General features: G+C 70.7%; 17 protein-coding genes. 10 read left to right on the top strand and 7 right to left on the bottom strand.

Going from position 1 to position 17,685, the window contains the following annotated elements; translation table 11 throughout:
- Window positions 1–47: 47 nt before the first annotated feature.
- From ACWPQI_RS21770 to lpqS, 4 genes are all read right to left on the bottom strand, one after another.
- On the bottom strand, window positions 48–878 hold the full coding sequence (locus ACWPQI_RS21770; RefSeq protein ID WP_010593672.1) for a F510_1955 family glycosylhydrolase: 831 nt from the start codon (window positions 876–878) through the stop codon (window positions 48–50).
- A gap of 48 nt (window positions 879–926) precedes the next feature.
- Complete coding sequence (locus ACWPQI_RS21765) at window positions 927–2,204, bottom strand: MFS transporter (RefSeq protein ID WP_228287229.1); 1,278 nt, start codon at window positions 2,202–2,204, stop codon at window positions 927–929.
- An 8-nt stretch (window positions 2,205–2,212) separates the two neighbouring features.
- Window positions 2,213–3,328 (bottom strand): PLP-dependent cysteine synthase family protein, encoded by a 1,116-nt coding sequence (locus ACWPQI_RS21760; protein ID WP_026137770.1) that lies wholly within the window; start codon window positions 3,326–3,328, stop codon window positions 2,213–2,215.
- Window positions 3,329–3,425: 97 nt separating this feature from the next.
- Window positions 3,426–3,836 (bottom strand): putative copper homeostasis (lipo)protein LpqS, encoded by a 411-nt coding sequence (lpqS, locus tag ACWPQI_RS21755; RefSeq protein ID WP_228287122.1) that lies wholly within the window; start codon window positions 3,834–3,836, stop codon window positions 3,426–3,428.
- Window positions 3,837–4,057: 221 nt separating this feature from the next.
- Between lpqS and ACWPQI_RS21750 the strand changes: the two genes are divergently transcribed.
- A complete protein-coding gene (locus ACWPQI_RS21750; protein ID WP_474738494.1) occupies window positions 4,058–5,068 on the top strand; it encodes a M23 family metallopeptidase in 1,011 nt (336 codons plus the stop codon).
- Window positions 5,069–5,499: 431 nt separating this feature from the next.
- Here the strand turns inward: ACWPQI_RS21750 and ACWPQI_RS21745 are convergent, their stop codons facing one another.
- Window positions 5,500–5,916 carry an archease gene (locus ACWPQI_RS21745; RefSeq protein WP_010593667.1) on the bottom strand — a complete coding sequence of 139 codons (417 nt, stop codon included), beginning with the start codon at window positions 5,914–5,916 and terminating at the stop codon, window positions 5,500–5,502.
- An 86-nt stretch (window positions 5,917–6,002) separates the two neighbouring features.
- On the opposite strand from ACWPQI_RS21745, the gene ACWPQI_RS21740 reads away from it, so the two are divergent.
- Window positions 6,003–7,424 carry an RtcB family protein gene (locus tag ACWPQI_RS21740; RefSeq protein ID WP_010593666.1) on the top strand — a complete coding sequence of 474 codons (1,422 nt, stop codon included), beginning with the start codon at window positions 6,003–6,005 and terminating at the stop codon, window positions 7,422–7,424.
- Window positions 7,425–7,546: 122 nt separating this feature from the next.
- Here the strand turns inward: ACWPQI_RS21740 and ACWPQI_RS21735 are convergent, their stop codons facing one another.
- Window positions 7,547–8,227 (bottom strand): exonuclease domain-containing protein, encoded by a 681-nt coding sequence (locus tag ACWPQI_RS21735; protein ID WP_474738493.1) that lies wholly within the window; start codon window positions 8,225–8,227, stop codon window positions 7,547–7,549.
- Between the two features lie 324 nt (window positions 8,228–8,551).
- Between ACWPQI_RS21735 and corA the strand changes: the two genes are divergently transcribed.
- Complete coding sequence (gene corA, locus ACWPQI_RS21730; protein ID WP_474738492.1) at window positions 8,552–9,709, top strand: magnesium/cobalt transporter CorA; 1,158 nt, start codon at window positions 8,552–8,554, stop codon at window positions 9,707–9,709.
- 22 nt (window positions 9,710–9,731) lie between these two features.
- Here the strand turns inward: corA and lppU are convergent, their stop codons facing one another.
- Window positions 9,732–10,340 (bottom strand): LppU family putative lipoprotein, encoded by a 609-nt coding sequence (gene lppU, locus ACWPQI_RS21725; RefSeq protein WP_010593663.1) that lies wholly within the window; start codon window positions 10,338–10,340, stop codon window positions 9,732–9,734.
- A 99-nt stretch (window positions 10,341–10,439) separates the two neighbouring features.
- On the opposite strand from lppU, the gene ACWPQI_RS21720 reads away from it, so the two are divergent.
- The 7 genes from ACWPQI_RS21720 (at window position 10,440) to ACWPQI_RS21690 (ending at window position 17,649) form a co-directional block, all read left to right on the top strand.
- Window positions 10,440–11,507: an ATP-dependent DNA ligase gene (locus tag ACWPQI_RS21720; protein WP_040274780.1), complete on the top strand. Its 1,068-nt coding sequence runs from the start codon at window positions 10,440–10,442 to the stop codon at window positions 11,505–11,507.
- A gap of 33 nt (window positions 11,508–11,540) precedes the next feature.
- Window positions 11,541–12,566, top strand: coding sequence for a DNA polymerase domain-containing protein (locus ACWPQI_RS21715; protein ID WP_040274821.1), 1,026 nt, complete (start codon window positions 11,541–11,543; stop codon window positions 12,564–12,566).
- A 144-nt stretch (window positions 12,567–12,710) separates the two neighbouring features.
- Window positions 12,711–13,238, top strand: a complete 528-nt coding sequence (locus ACWPQI_RS21710; RefSeq protein WP_010593659.1) for a DUF6764 family protein — start codon at window positions 12,711–12,713, stop codon at window positions 13,236–13,238.
- An 82-nt stretch (window positions 13,239–13,320) separates the two neighbouring features.
- Window positions 13,321–14,529 carry a serine hydrolase domain-containing protein gene (locus ACWPQI_RS21705; protein ID WP_010593658.1) on the top strand — a complete coding sequence of 403 codons (1,209 nt, stop codon included), beginning with the start codon at window positions 13,321–13,323 and terminating at the stop codon, window positions 14,527–14,529.
- Between the two features lie 50 nt (window positions 14,530–14,579).
- Window positions 14,580–14,795 (top strand): dodecin, encoded by a 216-nt coding sequence (locus tag ACWPQI_RS21700; protein WP_010593657.1) that lies wholly within the window; start codon window positions 14,580–14,582, stop codon window positions 14,793–14,795.
- A gap of 121 nt (window positions 14,796–14,916) precedes the next feature.
- The gene (locus ACWPQI_RS21695) at window positions 14,917–16,596 is read left to right on the top strand and encodes an FAD-dependent oxidoreductase (RefSeq protein ID WP_210063069.1); all 1,680 of its coding nucleotides are present in this window, start codon (window positions 14,917–14,919) and stop codon (window positions 16,594–16,596) included.
- Between the two features lie 144 nt (window positions 16,597–16,740).
- Window positions 16,741–17,649 carry a L,D-transpeptidase gene (locus tag ACWPQI_RS21690; RefSeq protein ID WP_040274784.1) on the top strand — a complete coding sequence of 303 codons (909 nt, stop codon included), beginning with the start codon at window positions 16,741–16,743 and terminating at the stop codon, window positions 17,647–17,649.
- Window positions 17,650–17,685: the final 36 nt, after the last annotated feature.

Here is a 17,685-nt window from a genome sequence, read left to right as displayed (position 1 = left end):
TGTGCCGGGCCTTACCGGTTTGCTGGGCCGCAGCGCGGCCGGTCGCGTCAGGTCAGGGTGTACAAGGCCTCGGCGGTAGCGGCGTAGGCGGTGTCGAACCCTGTGGCGGTCAGCGCCTCCACCGCCCCGACGAAGACCCGCTGCTCCCAGGCGGCTCCGTCCCGGCTGCGCCAGGCGTAGCCGTCGGTGTCGATGCCCCACAGTCCGTCGCCGGTGCCGGTGAGCAGCACGAGGGCGGGTGTGTCCTCGACCGGGGTGAAGGTGTGTGCCAGGTCGGTGCTGCGCTCGAGCCCGGCCGGCGTGATCGCCCACACCGTGGCCGGGGTCAGCGCCAGGGCCGCAGCCGCCACGGGAGCACCGGCGCTCCAGGTGGTGCCGGCGTCGGTGGATACCCGGATCCCGCGGGTGCCGTCGAAACCGACCACCACCGTGCCGTCCGTGGCCAGAGCATGAAAGTCCACCTCTCCGACCAGGGACCGATCGGTCCAGGTGCGCCCGCCGTCGTCGCTACGGCGCAGTCCCAGCGGGTTCGGACCGGGGTTCGACGGCCCCGGGTGGCCCGAGGCGACCAGGACGTCGCTGCCGGGCACCCCGGCCAGCCCCATCAAGTCGTCGTCGGAGGTGCCGACCTCGGTGGTGGTGCCGGACGGCGCGAGAGCGACCAGTCCGCTGTGGGTGCCGGCCAGGATAGTGCCGGCGGAATCGACGGTCAGCCCGTGCACGTGATCGAGCGTCGGGGACAACGCAACGTGCGGTGCGACGACAGCGCCGGGAGGTGCGGTCGCCGCGCTCCGGGTGTCGGGGGACGAGCACCCTGCCACGAGCAAGGCGGCTGCGGCAATTGCCGACACGGCGCCCGGCAGGCGGGACACAGACATACGGGGATTCCTCTCTTCGGGCCGGACGAAAGGGTGCCGGCGGGGGCATCATGCCGAGGCCGAGACCTGCTCGTCGGTCGGCGTCGGGGGTGGCGCGGTGAGCCGGCCGGTGCGGTGGAGCAGAAACAGCGCTGCCGCGCACCCGATCCCGATCGCGGTGAGCAGCACCCAGATCAGCCATTCCAGGCCGGCGTCGGCGGCCCACCCGAACACCGCCCCGGTGCCGAGGTTGCCCAGCAGGATGCCGACCCCGACGACGGTGTTGTAGAACCCGTAGTGGGTGGCCACAAGCCGGTTCCCGGAGAGTGCGACGACGGTGTCCATCTCGAACGGGAACACCGCCGCCGTACCGACGGAGAGGATCACCGCCGACAGCACCAACGCCCCCGCGGCCATCGCCCAGCCGGTCCCAGTGGGGGAAGAGAACACCGCTACGGGTACGAACGCGGTCGCCATGACCACCATCCCGACGGCCAGGCTGCGTCCGGGTCCCCACCGGTTGCCGCACCAAGAAGTGATACGTAGCTGCCCGGCGATCGCCACCAGCCCGGAGACCGCGAACAGCGAGGTCACGAGCACCGTGGCCGATACCTGGTCCGGGGCGACGACCTCGGCCTGCAGCGGCAGGGCCAGATACACCTGGAACGAGAGAACGTACGAGCCGATCATCGCCGCCGCGAACAGCACGAACGACCTGTTGGTCACCACCGTGCGCCAGTCGTCGAGTATCGAGGGGCGGGGTCCGGCAGGGGTAGTGGCCTCGACGGTCTGCGCCGGCAGCGCTCGGATCTGCGTCAGCGTCAGCGCCGCGAATACCGCCGCTGCCACCAGCGCGGTGATCCGGAAGTCCACCGCGGTCAACGCCAGACCGACCAGCGGACCGAGCAGGATCCCGGCCTGGTAGAAGACGTTGAACACCGCGAAGGCCTCGACGCGGCGGGGCCCGGCGTCTGCGGCCAGGTATGCCCGCACCGCGGGGTTGAACAACGCGCCGGCGAATCCGGTGGCTGCTGCGGCCACCAGCACCGCCGGCAGCGAGTCGACGGCGGCGAGCAGCACGAACCCTGCGGTCCGTAGCAGGCAACCGGCGACGATGAGCGGCTTGTAACCCAGCCGGTCGGCCAGGGTGCCGCCCACCAGGAACATGCCCTGCTGGGAGAAGTTGCGCACCCCCAGCACCAACCCGACGGCCCAGGCTGCCAATCCGAGCGGTCCGGCCAGGTAGCTCGCCAGGTACGGCATGAGCATGTAGAAGCCGACGTTGATGGAGAACTGGTTGACCATCAGCACCTGGCTGGGGCGGTCGAAACTGCGGAATCGGGTGATCAGCGCCTTCACGACCGCAACTCCGCGGGGTCGACGACGGTGGCGCACCGCGTCCACGAGCGTACGACGCGGTCGGTGGGATGGTCGATGGTCATCGGTTCGGTCGGCGCCGGTCCGTCCAGCAGGCCGTGCTCGGCGCAGAAGTCGTCGTTGTAGACGGTGTCGAAGTACCGCTGGGGGCCGTCGGGGAAGATCGCGGCGATCCGAAGGTCGGGGGCGTGGGTGCGGGCGAGCCAGCCGGCGGCCAGGGCGACCGCCCCCACACTCCAGCCCCCGCTGGCGTGGTGAGTGGCGGCCAGGGTGCGGCACGACCACACCGCTTCCCGCGGAGCGACCCAGTGCACCTCGTCGAACGCGCCGTAGTCGATATTGCCCGGATGGATGCTCGAGCCCAACCCGCGCATCAGGCGGGAGGTGACCGGCTGGCCGAACAGGGCCGAGCCGACGGTGTCGACGCCCACCAGTTTCAACTGGGGGCAGAACTGGCGCAGCACCCGGGCGATGCCGGCCGAATGCCCACCGGTACCGACCGAGCAGACGAGTATGTCCACGCGACCGAGCTGGCCGAGCAGTTCCAGGGCCAGTGACTGGTAGGCCTCGACGTTGTCGGGGTTGTTGTACTGATCCGGGCACCAGGAGCCGGGGTGGGCCTCGAGCAGCTGACGCACCCGGTCCCGCCGGGCTTGTTGCCATCCGCCGGTCGGGTGCGGTTCGGTGACGAGCTCCACGTCGGCACCATAGGCGGCGAGCATGCGACGGATGATCGGTTCGAGACCGGGGTCGGTGACCACGGTCACCGGGTGACCGTGGACGATGCCGGCCAGCGCCAGGCCGAGTCCGAGAGTGCCGCTGCTCGACTCGATGATGCGGGCCCCGGGGGCCAGCTCGCCCCGGCTGCGGGCGCGTTCGACCATGTGCAGGGCGGGGCGGTCCTTCATGCCGCCCGGGTTGTTCCCTTCGAGCTTGGCCCAGAACCCGGCGCCGGCATCGGCGAAGGGTTCACCGATCCACAGCACCGGCGTGTTGCCGACCATGGTGGTCGGCTCCGGGCAGCACGGGGCAGAGGTCAACAGCCGAGCCGACGATTGCGGCGGAGTGGAAACGGGGAAGACAGCACTGTTCATGACGAGTCATCTCTGTGGTGGCGCGCAATGAGCGCACGATGCGATGGGCAGCACGAGACGGGCCGACAGGGGGTCCCTGCGGCCGGTCCGCTGCCGATCAGCACCTGCTGATACAGAGTTCGTCGAGGATCGCCCGGCCGCTGCGGGCCGGGGCGGGCGCCGGTGGCGGGGCCCGCGACAGGGTCGGGGCGTGCCGCCGGGCGATCGCGGCCGTAACCACCACCGCGACCACCGTGACCACCGCGATCGGACGCCCGGCGTTGTCCGCACGAGGGCCGAGGAACAGTTGATCGTGGTGAGGATCGAGGCCGGACGAGTCGTGATCGACATGGGCATGCCCGGGCGCCGTTTCCGCACCGGGTTGCGCGGTCGCACTCACGTGCACATCGTCGTGATGATGGCCGTCCGCCACGGTGAGACCGCACTGCACCAGGGTGTAGCCGAGAAGGTAGAGGACGACCAATGCGACCGCGGTCCGCAGGGGCGGAGAAGTCGATCGGGCCGTCACAACTTCCCGACTGTAGCAGTGCAGCACCGGCGACCCGGCCGACCGTACATCCCGTCGCCCCGTTTCGGCACCCGCTCCGACACTGCTGGGTCAGTGGGTGAGGATGCGATTACAGAGACACAAGTGATGAAAGTGCACTAGCGTTACGGTGTGTCGCCTTGACAAACCCCCATATACCTCTCCAATCGGACATTTCTCGTGAGGCGGCGGGAGGAAGTGCCATGCACCGCACGCACAGCGGCCGGTGGGCCGCGTTGATCCTGGGAGCGTCGACGGCGGGACTGACGGTCCCGTTGCTCACGGCCCCGACGGCCGGAGCGACGCATCTGTCACCGGAGCCGGTGGCGGCGTCCGTGGCCGATGCGCTGACCATCACCGGAGCCGACCCGGCCGGGCAGGTGGTCGATCCCGCTCGATGGCAGACGGTGGCGAACATCGCCGCCGCCGGCGTGCGCGCCGCCCGGGACAACGGCGCACTCGACGACACGGTCGCCACCCTGCAGTCCCTGGCCGGCTGCGCGGCCCGATGGAGCGCCCAGGGCACCGGGGCAAGCCTGTTGTCGGTGTGCCGCACCGAACTGGCCGGACTGGATTACAGCATCGCTCCGCGTCTGCTGGCAGCGTTGGCCGCCGACCCCCGTACACCTACGGCACCGGGTCGTCACGGCCCCCCGGCACCGGAGCCCGGGACGCCACCCGAGGAAGACGATGCGCCGGCTGCGGGCGCACCCGATACGGCCCCCGGGAACGAGGGCGCCACCCGGCTGGAAGACCCCGGCGCCGCACCGGCAAGCCCTACCCCGCCGCGCCCGGCCGAGGGCGGGCGTTGGGGTGGGACCGGCCGGCCCGTCGCCCCGACCGCCGGGGTGATCACCTCCACCTTCGGTGACGGGCGCGGACACGGAGGCATCGACATCGCCAACACCATGGTCGCACCGATCGTCGCCGTCGCCGACGGAGAGGTCGTCAGCGCCGGACCGGCACAGGGTTACGGGTTGTGGGTACGCATCCGGCACGACGACGGCACGGTGACCACTTACGGCCACAACAACGCCAACCTGGTGAAGGTCGGGCAACGAGTCGAAGCCGGGCAGAAGATCGCCACCATCGGAGATCGCGGCAACTCCACCGGACCCCACTTGCACTTCGAGGTCGAAGACCCCTCCGGCGCCAAGACCGACCCGGCGCAGTGGCTGGCCGACCGCGGCACCCCCCTCATCGCTGCGGACTGACCTCCGAGCGGGCAACCGCACCTCCTCCTGCCGTGCCGGGACCCCGATGGTCGAGATCCCGTGAAGATCTGTTGAAGATCCCGGATCTCGCACTCGAGGCGGCACATCGGGATCGTCGGCGGGCGATAGTGGGACGATCCCTCCCCGAGGACTACTCGGCTCCAGGAAAGGTCACGGCCGTGAACATGATGGGCATGATGGACCAAGCGCACACCCTGCTGCACCAGCTGATGATGTGGCTCCACGAGATGGGTGGGATGCCCATGATGAACATGCCGATGTAGCGCCACCGCTCGTCGCATCTCGCCGACTGTCCGGGGCCCGCCCCAGCCGGCAGTTCCGGCCGTCTACAGTGGAAGATCCCAGGCGGGAACACCCCCACGGTCGCCTGCGCGGCGCGCCGCAACAGGGACCGCGTGTGCGGCGCCGGTTCACACATCCAGCGTCACCGAACACGACCATCCTCCCGGTCCGCGCTCGAGGCGCAGCCCGTGCAGCGACACGGCCTTCGGGACCGCACCCACCTGTGTGACCGAGGCGACGTCGGCCATCGAGAACCGCACTTCCGCCGTGCCGGCACCGGAGTCGACGGCCACATCGACCGGGACCTCCCCGGCCGCGTCGAGCAGGTAGACGATCTCGTCGAGTACCGCGACGAGCAGGTCCTCGTCGCCGTCGGCTGTCAGCCGGCGGGTGCGCACCCGGACCGGCCCGGCGGAGGAGGTTTCCGCGAAGCTCGCGACGGCGCCGTGCACCGCCTGCGCGATGCACTCGTCACGGGTGGGTGCCCACGCCTCGATGCGCAGGTCCGCCGTGTGCGGCACCGACCGGTATCCGCTTTCGTTCATGACGCGCTCCTGTGCAGCGGGCATTGCAGATTCTATGGTGGAACGAAGCCGCCGACGCCGCGTTCTCCGCCCCGGATCGGACAGTGATGAGGATCGTCGAGGAGACCCAGTACCGGTTCCGGATCGACCGGACCGGCGCGATGCGCGTACCCGGGATCGTCTTCGCGGCCCGGTCCCTGCTTCCCGCCGCGGAAGGAGACGAGGCGCTGACCCAGGTCGCGAACGTCGCGACCCTGCCGGGAATCGTCACCGCGTCGTTCGCCATGCCGGACGTGCACTGGGGTTACGGCTTTCCCATCGGTGGAGTTGCGGCGACGGACATCGACGACGGCGGCGTCGTCTCTCCCGGTGGGGTGGGCTTCGACATCTCGTGCGGCGTGCGGCTGCTGATCGCGCGTGACGCCGACCGGTCCGCGCTCGCGCCGCGCCTCGGGCTGCTGATGGACCGGCTCGGTCACGTCGTGCCCCGTGGCATGCAGACCCGGGGCGTGTGGGAGCTGCCGAACCGCAGCGTGCTGCATAGGGTGCTCGAGGGCGGCGCCCGGTTCGCGGTGGACCAGGGGCACGGTGTCGTCCGCGATCTCGAGCGGTGTGAGGACCGGGGCGTGTTGGCCGGCGCCGACTCGGCCGCGGTGAGCGACCGGGCCGTCGAGCGGGGCCTCGGTCAGCTCGGCAGCCTGGGGTCGGGCAACCACTTCCTCGAGGTGCAGGCCGTCGAGCAGGTCTTCGACCCGGCCGTTGCCCGGCCGATGGGTCTCGACGTGGGCACGGTGTGCGTGATGATCCACTGCGGGTCCCGCGGTCTCGGCCACCAGATCTGCACCGACCACGTACGTGAGATGGAGAAGGCGATGGGCCGCTACGAGATTCACGTTCCCGACCGACAGCTGGCGTGCGTGCCGGTCCGGTCACCGGAGGGGGAGGCGTATCTCGGGGCGATGGTGGCGGCGGCCAACTACGGCCGGGCCAACCGGCAGTTGCTCACCGAGGCGACCCGCCGGGTCTTCGAGGACACGGCCGGTACCACTCTCGACCTCCTCTACGACGTCTCGCACAACCTGGCGAAGATCGAGCGGCACGAGGTGGACGGGCAGGTCCGCACCCTGTGCGTGCACCGCAAAGGCGCGACGCGATCACTGCCGCCCCGCCATCCCGACGTCCCCGAGGACCTGGCGGACGTCGGTCAGCCCGTGCTCATTCCCGGCACGATGGGCACCGCCTCGTACGTGCTCGCCGGTGTCGCCGGGAACCCGGCGTTCTTCTCCACCGCGCACGGGGCCGGCCGGGTGCAGAGCCGGCACCGCGCCGCTCGACACACCGACGGCCGGGCGGTACGCGACGCGCTCGAGTCCCACGGCGTGCTCGTGCGGGGGAGTTCGTGGCGGGGACTGGCCGAGGAGAAGCCGCAGGCGTACAAGGACATCGACGCGGTCACGGAGGTGAGCGAGCGGGCCGGTCTGGCCCGTCGGGTCGCACGGCTCGTGCCGCTCGGCGTCGTCAAGGGGTAAGCACCCCCGCCCTGGGCCGAATGTCACATTCGGTCGACTACATCGATGCGATGTGACATTCGGTCGCCCCGCCGGGCGGTGTCGTGAGGGTCGACGTCGAAACCCGGGCGCGGCAACAGCTCTCAAGCGATACCGCGAATGGGCCACTGCGGGTCCACATCCGACACGTCGCGCCCGAGACCCGCGAGATACTCGGCGAACGTGCGTTGCCGCTCCGCGTGCCAGGCCGCCTGGTCCGTCATGATGTCCAGGTCGGCGAGCTGCGGGAAGCGGGTGCACAGCGCCCGCGCCAGTTGCCCCGCCGCGAGGGCGTCCGCCTCGGCCTGATGCGCGGCGGTCAGCGCGATGCCGTACGCATCGCAGACCGCCTGCAGGGTGCGGCTGCCCTCGCGGTCGCGGTCCATCTCGCGGTCGACGACGTACGGGTCGAACACCAGGCCCGTCTCGAGTCCCGGCAGGCCCAGCCGGCGGCCCTCGGCGTCGACCACCGTGAGGTCGTAACTGGCGTTGAACGCCACGACGATGTGATCGCGGACCCACGCCTCGTACAGCGCCTCGCGGATCTGGGTGTAGCCGGCCGTGTACTCGAGGCCCTCGGCGCGCGCCCGCTCCGTGGTCACGCCGTGGATCGCCGCCGTCTCCTCCGAGATCTCGATGCCCGGATCGAGCAGCCACGTCCGCGACGAGACGGTGTCGCCGTCGAGGACGACGACGGACGCAGTCACGATGCGCGCGACCCGCGGATCGCGGTCGGTGGTCTCGAGGTCGAACGCGCAGATCGGTCGATCGGGCCAGTGCGTCATCGGGGGGTCCTGTCGTCGGTCGGTCGGGTCGGTCACGGCGATTGTGGCCGCAGCCACCGACACCGCGCGCGGCGCGACGCCGTGCACGGGACCGGCTGGCTCCGCACGGCACGAAGGCGTACGCTGCTGGGGGTTCGTCAGGCCCCCGGCACGGTTCCGGGTGATGTGGAGGAGGTGGGACTCGCGATGCGCAGTCGACCTCCGAGTACCAGCTGACGGCAGCCCGTACGCGCCCTGTCGGTGCGCGACGGTTGCCGTCGCGTGTGCGTCCCACGGCGACCACCCTCGCCGTCGCCCTCCGTGCCTCCGAAAGGCCGTGCCGACATGCTGCCCAACCGTTCCGTCCGTGCCCTGCTGCCGTGTCGCTCCGCCCCGGCGACCGCCGACCCGTCCGCCGGTTTCGGCGCGTCCCTGAATCCTGCCGCCGCGCAGAGCCCCGGCCGGGACGGTGCGGCGCGGGCGGAGAACAGCATCGTCGACAGCGCGGTCTACCGGGACGGCCGCCGCGTCGCGTCGCCGGCGACACTCGCGCAGGCCCTCGATTGCCTGCCCGAGCCCGGTTCGATGGCCTGGATCGGGATGTACCGGCCCACCGACGCGCAACTCCATGCCGCCGCAGAGCAATTCGGACTGCACGAACTGGCCGTCGAGGATGCCATCGCCGCCCACCAGCGCCCGAAGCTCGAGCGCTACGGCGACACCCTGTTCGTCGTGCTGCGCGCTGCCCGCTACGTCGACGAATCCGAGCGGGTCGACTTCGGTGAGGTGCACGTCTTCGTCGGACCGACGTTCGTGCTGACGGTCCGGCACAGCGAATCGCCCGACCTGTCGGCGGTGCGGGACCGGATGGAGAGCGAGCCCGATCTGCTGCGGCTCGGTCCCGAGGCGGTTCTCTACGCGATCCTCGACGCCGTCGTCGACGGGTACGCTCCGGTGGTCGCGGGCCTGCAGAACGACATCGACGAGATCGAGACGGAGGTCTTCAGCGGGGATCCCGGGGTCTCGCGCCGCATCTACGAACTCTCCCGCGAGGTCATCCAGTTCCAGCGCGCGGCCAAACCGCTGCTCACCGTGCTGTCGGGTCTGTCGTCGGGCTTCGCCAAGTACCGCACCGACGACGAACTGCAACGCTACCTGCGGGACGTCACCGACCACGCGACGACGGTCGTCGAGCAGGTCGACAGCTTCCGGCAGTTGCTCGGCAACATCCTCACGGTCAACGCGACGATGGTGTCGCAGATGCAGAACGAGGAGATGCGCAATCTCAGCCGGGCGAGCATCGAGCAGAACGAGGAGATCAAGCGTATCTCGGCGTGGGCGGCAATTCTGTTCGCGCCCACGCTGATCGGCACGGTCTACGGGATGAACTTCGACACCATGCCGGAATTGCATTGGGCCGCAGGCTATCCCATGGCCCTGTTGATGATGGTCATGACGTGCGCGGGTCTCTACGCGATCTTCCGCCGCCGCGGCTGGCTGTAGCCGGCCGCGGCGGACGGCGGCCTCAGAGCGTGTCGGTGCAGACCACGAAACGACGCTCGCTGTAGACGAATCCACCCTCGGAGACGGAGCAGTCGTTCACGTTGTCGGTGTTCTGCAGGATCTCGGTGACCTTCTCCGTTTCGGGGCCGGGTGCGGCGCAGTCGATGCGCTGCGGGTCCTCGCCGGAGATGTCCATGCAGCTGTCGACCACCCAGTCGACGTCGAGGCACAGGGCACCCACCTCGACCCCGGCGGAGGACTCGTAGTAGGTCTGGTCGGCGTCCGAGACGCACTGATCGCTCGTCTCGACGATGTCGATCACCTTGTAGTTCGAATCCATGCTGCCGCAGGTCGCATTCTCGATGGTCGCGTCGTCGACGGTGCCACCGAGGCGCACGCAGTCACCGATCTCGACGTCGATGTCCAGACCGGAGGAGCCGGGGGACGTCGGTGCCGTGGTGGTGGTCGGACGGCCGGTGGTCGTCCGGGTATCCGATGCGCTCGCCGACGTGGTCTCGGACCCGGGCTCGGGCACCGCCCGGGGCTCGACGTCCGATCCGCACGCGCCGAGCACCAGAGCCGCCGCAGCCACCGCGACGACGGTGCCGCTCACCCGTCGAATGAAGTTCATGGGGGGAGAGTACGGAATGTCCGCCTCGGGCGGGAACCGTAGGGCGATTTCTCACAGATCCGGCGGGCACGTGTCGGCCCCGGGTGCGACCATGAGCCGGTGCAGCTGCCAGTCGAACCGCCGATCGCACCGATGCTCGCCAAGGCCGTGCCCGAGGTTCCGGCCCAGCCTGCCGACGGCGACCCCGAGTGGTCGTACGAGCCGAAGTGGGACGGCTTCCGGGCTGTCGTGTTCCGCGACGGCGACGAGGTGGTGCTGAGCTCGCGGGGCGGGAAGGACCTGGTGCGCTACTTCCCGGAACTGACCGCCGCGGTGCGGGCGGAGCTGCCCGCCCGGTGCGTGGTCGACGGGGAGATCGTGGTGCCGCGCCCGCACGACGGCCGCAGTCGGCTCGACTGGCAGGCCCTGTCGGAGCGTATCCACCCGGCGGCGAGCCGCATCGCGCTGCTCGCCGAACAGACCCCCGCGCAGTTCGTCGGCTTCGATCTGCTCGCCCTCGGCGACGAGAACCTGATGGAGACGCCGTTCGCGCGGCGCCGGGAGCGGCTGCGGGCGGCGGTCGGGGGCGGCCCGAGCTGCCATGTCACCGCCGCGACCCTCGACGCGCAGATCGCCGGCCGATGGTTCGCCGAGTTCGAGGGCGCCGGCCTCGACGGGGTCGTCGCCAAGCGTCTCGACGGACCCTACGTGCCGGACAAGCGGGAGATGCGCAAGGTCAAGCATGCCCGCACCGCCGACTGTGTGCTCATCGGCTACCGCCCGCACAAGAGCATCGACGGGGTCGGGTCCCTGCTGCTGGGGCTGTACGACGGCGGGGACGAACCGGTGATGGTCGGGGGCGCGTCGGCGTTCACCGTCGAGCAGCGCCAGGAGTTGCTCGCCGACCTCGCGCCGCTGCGGGTCGGTGCCGACGTCGTCGCCGAGGGCGAGCCGAGCCGGTGGCGGACGGCCGCGGACCGCCGATGGATACCGCTGCGGCCCGAGCGGGTCCTGGAGGTGGCCTACGACCAGATGGAGGGCAACCCGGAGGCCGGCCTGCGGTTCCGGCACGCGGCTCGGTTCCTGCGGTGGCGGCCCGACCGCGATCCGCGCAGCTGCACCTTCGAGCAGTTGGACGTGCCGGTGCGGTACGACCTCGCCGACGTCCTCGACCGGACAGGAGTGTGACCTGCGGTGCCCGATGCGAAGCGCTCTCCCGCGATGGAACTGGACGTCGGCGGTGTGCCCGTCCGCCTGTCCAACCCCGACAAGGTCTACTTCCCCCGCCTCGGTGAGGCCGGCAGCAAGCGCCGCCTCGTCGAGTACTACCGGACCGTCGCGACGGCCGGCTCGGCGCCGCTGCTGCAGGCGCTACGGGAACGGCCCACGCACCTGCAGCGATTCCCGGACGGGATCGAGGGCGAGGAGATCTACCAGAAGCGGGTACCTGCCCGCCGGCCCGACCACATCGCGACATGCGAGGTCACGTTCCCGTCCGGCCGCACCGCCGACGTGCTGCGGGTGCGCGCCGCCGCGGACGTCGTGTGGGCGGCGAACCTGGGCACCGTGACGTTCCATCCGTGGGCGGTGCGCTGCGGGGACGTCGACCGCCCCGACGAGTTGCGCATCGATCTGGACCCGCAGCCGGGGACCGCCTTCGACGACGCCCGAGCGGTCGCCCTCGAGGTGCTGCGGCCGCTGCTCGACGAACTGGGTCTGGTCGGGTTTCCGAAGACGTCGGGGGGCCGTGGCCTGCACGTGTACGTGCGCATCGTCCCGGAATGGGACTTCGTCGGCGTGCGCCGCGCCGGGATCGCGCTGATGCGGGAGGTGGAACGTCGCAGCGGCGGACGGGCCACCACCGCGTGGTGGAAGGAGGAGCGTGGGCAGCGCATCTTCCTCGACTTCAACCAGAACGCCCGGGACAAGACGATCGCATCGGCCTACTCGGTGCGGCGTACCCCGATCGCGACGGTGTCGACACCCCTGACGTGGGACGAACTCGCCGACGCCGATCCGGACGATTTCACGATCGCGACCGTGCCGGGGCTGCTCGAACGCCGCGGTGACCCGATGGCCGCGATGGACGAGACCGCGCAGACGCTCGACGTGCTGCTCGAGATGGCCGAGCGGGACGCCGCCGCAGGCCTCGGCGACCTGCCCTACCCGCCCACCCACCCGAAGATGCCGGGCGAGCCGAAACGGGTGCAGCCGTCGCGCGACACGGATCGCAAGCGGCCCGGTTAGGCATTCCGCTGGGCGTAGTCACCGGAGCGGTGACGTCCCGTGACCGCATCGATGCCCGCGCACCCGGTGAACCGGGGCGCGTCTCCGTAGACTCCCCTGAGGGGATTCGGTTTGCGGGGGACGAGGCCGGAGGAGGCAGTCGCCGTGTCGGTGGTAGCGGATGCACGGAAGTCGGTTCGGGTGCTCGGCGGTGGTGCGGTGGTGGTCGCGGGTGTCGCGGCCGCACTCGTCGCGGCACCGCCCGCCCAGGCGGTGACGTGCGCGGCGCCCCCGGGTTCGGCGACCTCGGTCACCCAGCTCGACGGGCGGACCGCGTGCGGTGCGGTCGCGGATGCGCCGAGCGGCGCGTGGGGCTACGGCGACGGCGGAGTCGGCTTCGCCGACGCCCGCACCGGGGCGCGCGTGCTCGCGGCCGGACTGGCTGGGGGTGTCGGGGCGGGCGAAGCTGCGGGAGGTCCTCTCGCCGCCGTCGGCTACGGCGAGAACGCCCTGGCACTGGGGATCGTCGAGGAGCCCGCGGCCGCGCTCGTCGTGGCCGGCCCGCAGTCCCAGGCGTTCATCGGTGACCTGCGCGATCCGGTGCTGTGCGAAGGGTCCGCCGCGACCGCGGTCAACCTCACCACGGGACGGGGCTGCGTCGTGCTGGGGACGTTCCGGTACGTCGCCCCCTGACGGGACCCTTCGGCAAAACCCGTTCGGGAACGGACGCTGCGACGTAGCCTGGCGGCACGAAGTCGACTGGGAGGTATCACGGATGACAGCCCGACCGGTGCGGGGCGCGGCGGCGGTCCAGGACCCGCCACCGACCGAGATGCACGTCGACCGGCGATTCCTGCCGCTCGCGGATCGCTTCTTCGACCTGTACCGGCTGCCCCGGCACGGCGGCGGTGCCCTCGCCGCCTACCTGGACGGCGAGAAGGTACTCGACATCTGGGCGGGCTGGGCCACCCGCGACCGGCGGTGGAACCGCGACACGGTGTCGCTGTCCTTCTCCACCGGCAAGGGCGTGGCGTCGACCGTGGTGCACCGCCTCGCAGACCGCGGCCTGATCGACTACTTCGCGCCGGTCGCCCGGTACTGGCCGGAATTCGCGGCGGCCGGTAAGGAGCACGTCACCGTCGCGGACGTCCTCACCCACCGGGCCGGACTGCACCGGGTGCGCAACCTGCGGCCCGGCCGGATGGGCATCGTCGACTACGACGCGACGGTTCGTGCGCTGGCGGCGGCGCCGCCCGATTCTCGGCGGCTGAGCGGACCGGGGTACCACGCGGTGACCTACGGCTGGCTCGTCGCGGAGATCGTGCAGCGGGTGACCGGGCTGCCGTTCGTCGACGTCGTCCGGCAGGAGATCGCCGAACCCCTGGGCACCCCCGAATTCTGGTTCCGGGTTCCGGAGGACCAGCGGCACCGCATCGCCAAGCTGTTCCCGCGGATCAATCCCGCCGGACTGCACTGGGGGATGACCGCTTCGGTGCTGTCGCGGGTGAGCCTCACCCGCGGTCTCGCGGAGGCTGCGATGCCGGAGGAGTTCGACGAGCTGGTGCGTGATCCGTCGGTGCACGACGCGGTGATGCCCGGGTGGAACGGAGTGTTCTCGGCGCGGGCGCTGGCACGGATGTACGGGGCGATCGCCGCGGGCGGCACGATCGACGGAGTGCAGTTCCTGAAGCCGGAGACCGTCGAGGCCATGAACGAGGTCCGGGTACGCGGGCGCGACTACGTGCTCGGCGTCCCGATGGCGTGGCGCCTCGGCTACCACCAGCCGGTGTTCGTCAGCCGGGAACGGCCGCGCGGGGCGCTCGGCCACTACGGGGTCGGCGGTTCGGGCGCCTTCGCCGACCTCGACACCGGCCTGTCGCTCGCGTTCACGACGAACCGACTGGGCAGCGGCCCGATCGCGCTGGGCGATCTGCGGCTCGCGCGACTGGGTGCGGTGGCGCGTGAACTCGCCCGTCGCGCGTGAGAGGACGGCCACGAGTGTTCGAAGCAGTTCGATACGGAGGGAGCGAAGCTGTGAGCCACGTGTACCGGGTGATCGAGGTGGTGGGGTCGTCGACGGACAGCGTCGACGACGCGATCAAGCAGGCCGTCGCGCGGGCGGCGGAGACCACGCGCCATCTCGAGTGGTTCGAGGTGATGAACGTCAGGGGCCACATCGACGACGGGGCCGTCGCGCACCTCCAGGTGACCGTGAAGATCGGCTTCCGTATCGAGCCGAGCGACGGCTGACCCCCGGCGCGGGGGACACGCCGGGAGAGCAGGTGCAGCGAACCGGATCTCGACCGGAATTGGAACACGTTATAGTCTGGGGGGGTCGTCGAACCCCCGGCACTTCAGGCAGGTATCCACCGTGGTTTACGTGATCACCCAGGCGTGTTGCAACGATGCCTCGTGCGTCGAGGTCTGCCCCGTCAACTGCATTCACCCCACGCCCGACGAGGCGCCGTTCGCCACCACCGAGATGCTCTACATCGACCCGGACACCTGCATCGACTGCGGCGCGTGCGTGGACGAATGCCCGGTGGACGCGATCTACGCCGACAACGAGCTTCCCGCCGAGCACGAGCCGTACCTGAAGATCGCCGAGGACTACTACCGGCGCTACCCGATCGGACCGGACTGGCCCGAGGAGCGCGACCGCACCAAGATCCCCGCCGAACTCGGCTCCCTGCGGGTCGCGATCGTCGGTTCGGGCCCGGCCGCCTGCTACGCCGCGCTGGAGCTGACCAGCCGGTCCCGCGTCGAGGTCGACATCTTCGACCGTCTGCCCACCCCGTACGGACTCGTCCGCGCCGGTGTCGCCCCGGACCACCAGAGCACCAAGTCCGTCGGTGAGCTGTTCCGCAGCGCCCTCGGCCACAAGAAGAGCCAGTGCTGGTTCAACGTCGAGGTGGGCACCCACATCAGCCACGAGGAACTGCTCGCGCACCACCACGCCGTGATCTACGCCGTCGGTGCCGCCGCCGACCGGCACCTGGACGTGCCCGGCGAGGACCTGCCCGGCTCGCACGCCGCCACCGAGTTCGTCGCCTGGTACAACGGGCACCCCGACTACGCCGACCGCACCTTCGACCTGTCCGGCGAACGCGCGGTGATCATCGGCAACGGCAACGTCGCCCTCGACGTGGCGCGGGCACTGGTCGCCGACCCGGACGAGCTGGCGAAGACCGACATGGCCGATCACGCCGTCGCCGCCCTGCGCGCGTCGAACATCCGCGAGGTCGTCGTCGTGGGACGGCGCGGACCCGCCCAGGCCGCCTACACCAATCCGGAACTGCTGGCCCTCGGTCAGCTCCGGGGCGTCGACGTCGTCGTCGACCCGGCCGACGCCGAACTCGACCCGGCCAGCCGGGCCCTCGTCGACGACCCCGCCGTCGAACCACGGATCGCACTGAAGGTCGAACAGGTCCAGGGCTTTGCCCGCCGGACCCAGACCGAGGGCAACAAGCGGATCGTGCTGCGCTTCCTCGCCGCACCCGTCGCGCTGAGCGGGGACGGCCGGGTCGACTCGATCACCCTCGAACGCACCGAACTGGCCGAGACCAACGGCCGCCTCGAGGCGCACCGCACCGGGCAGACCGAGACCCTGCCCACGGGCCTGGTCCTGCGGTCGGTCGGCTACCGGGGGCGTCCCGTCGCCGATCTGCCGTTCGACGAGACGCGCGGCATCCTCCCCAACGAGGAAGGCCGGGTCGTGGACCCGGAAACGAACGAGCCCCTGCCCGGGGTGTACACCGCAGGCTGGATCAAGCGCGGGCCCACCGGCGTCATCGGCACCAACAAGCAGTGCTCCGCGCAGACCGTCGAGCACCTGGTCCAGGACTTCGTGGCCGGCCGCCTCGTCGCCCCCGTCGCCGACCGGGAGAAGCTCGCGGCGCTGATCTCCGAGCGCCGGCCGGACTACGTGGACTACCGGGGCTGGCAGCAGATCGACAAGCAGGAACGCGCCCGGGGCGGTGCTGCGGGCCGCTCCCGCGTGAAGTTCGTCGCTGTCGACGATCTCCTCGCTGCCTCCCGAATCGAGTCCTGACCTGGCGTCGAGCTCCCGACGGGCCACCGGACGGGCGCGGTCGAATTGCCCGCCCGCAGGTGTGCTGTGTCTAATGGGTGCGCCAAGTCGTCGCTGTCGGGGCGGACGTGGGTGCGACGGCACGAACGAACGATGGGTTGTCGAATGTTCGAGAAGAAGGGTCGGCCGAACAGTCGCGGCCGCGCCGGACGCTGGTCCGGCCGTGTCGTCACCGCGCTGGTGGGCGTCGGCGCCGCCACGCTCACCATGACCGGACCCGCCGCCGCGGTACCCCTGTGGCCCGGCGGACCCGAACTGCCGAGCGTGCAGGAACTCGTCGAACGGCTGCCCGGCCAGGCGCCGGAACCCGCCCCGTTCTCCGCCCCGTCGATCAACCCGTCGAACGGTGAGACGGTGGGCGTCGCGCAGCCGATCATCATCCGCTTCGACGAGCCGATCACCGACCGCGCCGCCGCCGAGCGGCACATCGAGGTCCAGGCCGACCCGCCCGTCGACGGGCACTTCTACTGGGCGTCGGACCGGCAGGTGCGCTGGCGGCCCTACGAGTTCTGGCCCGCCCACACCCAGGTCACCGTGAACGCCGGGGGCACGCAGTCGTCGTACACCGTCGGCGACGCGCTGGTCACCGTCGCGGACGACGCCACCAAGACCATCACCGTCACCCGCAACGGTGAGGTCGTCAAGACCATGCCGACGTCGTTCGGCAAGCCGGGCTACGAGACGCCCAACGGCACCTACATCGTCGGCGAGAAGTTCCGTGACATGTACATGGACTCGTCCACGTACGGCGTGCCGGTGGACTCGCCCGAGGGGTACCGCACCTACGTCGAGTACGCGACCCGCATCTCCAACAGCGGCATCTTCGTGCACGCGGCGCCGTGGTCCGAGTGGGCGCAGGGCAACACGAACGTCAGCCACGGTTGCCTGAACGTGAGCACCGAGGACGGCCGCTGGTTCTTCGAGAACGCCCGGAAGGGTGACCCGGTGATCGTGCAGAACACCGGGGGCGGCATCCTCAACGGCTGGGACGGCCTCGGCGACTGGAACCTCTAGCCGGACAACGGCCGGCGCCGGCGAGCACTTCGTACC

The organism is Rhodococcus sp. LMD (assembly GCF_056108245.1).
Note: the sequence above shows the minus strand (reverse complement) of the source record. Positions and strands in the feature narration are given on the sequence as shown.

Excerpts from the sequence above, each read along its gene's own strand:
- ACWPQI_RS21745 (WP_010593667.1), bottom strand. The coding sequence starts at position 5,916 with ATGAACGAAAGCGGATACCGGTCGGTGCCGCACACGGCGGACCTGCGC.
- ACWPQI_RS21705 (WP_010593658.1), top strand. The coding sequence starts at position 13,321 with ATGACAGCCCGACCGGTGCGGGGCGCGGCGGCGGTCCAGGACCCGCCA.
- ACWPQI_RS21735 (WP_474738493.1), bottom strand. The coding sequence starts at position 8,227 with ATGACGCACTGGCCCGATCGACCGATCTGCGCGTTCGACCTCGAGACC.
- ACWPQI_RS21770 (WP_010593672.1), bottom strand. The coding sequence starts at position 878 with ATGTCTGTGTCCCGCCTGCCGGGCGCCGTGTCGGCAATTGCCGCAGCC.
- ACWPQI_RS21760 (WP_026137770.1), bottom strand. The coding sequence starts at position 3,328 with ATGAACAGTGCTGTCTTCCCCGTTTCCACTCCGCCGCAATCGTCGGCT.
- lppU (WP_010593663.1), bottom strand. The coding sequence starts at position 10,340 with ATGAACTTCATTCGACGGGTGAGCGGCACCGTCGTCGCGGTGGCTGCG.
- ACWPQI_RS21750 (WP_474738494.1), top strand. The coding sequence starts at position 4,058 with ATGCACCGCACGCACAGCGGCCGGTGGGCCGCGTTGATCCTGGGAGCG.
- ACWPQI_RS21690 (WP_040274784.1), top strand. The coding sequence starts at position 16,741 with ATGTTCGAGAAGAAGGGTCGGCCGAACAGTCGCGGCCGCGCCGGACGC.
- corA (WP_474738492.1), top strand. The coding sequence starts at position 8,552 with ATGCTGCCCAACCGTTCCGTCCGTGCCCTGCTGCCGTGTCGCTCCGCC.
- ACWPQI_RS21740 (WP_010593666.1), top strand. The coding sequence starts at position 6,003 with ATGAGGATCGTCGAGGAGACCCAGTACCGGTTCCGGATCGACCGGACC.
- ACWPQI_RS21715 (WP_040274821.1), top strand. The coding sequence starts at position 11,541 with ATGGAACTGGACGTCGGCGGTGTGCCCGTCCGCCTGTCCAACCCCGAC.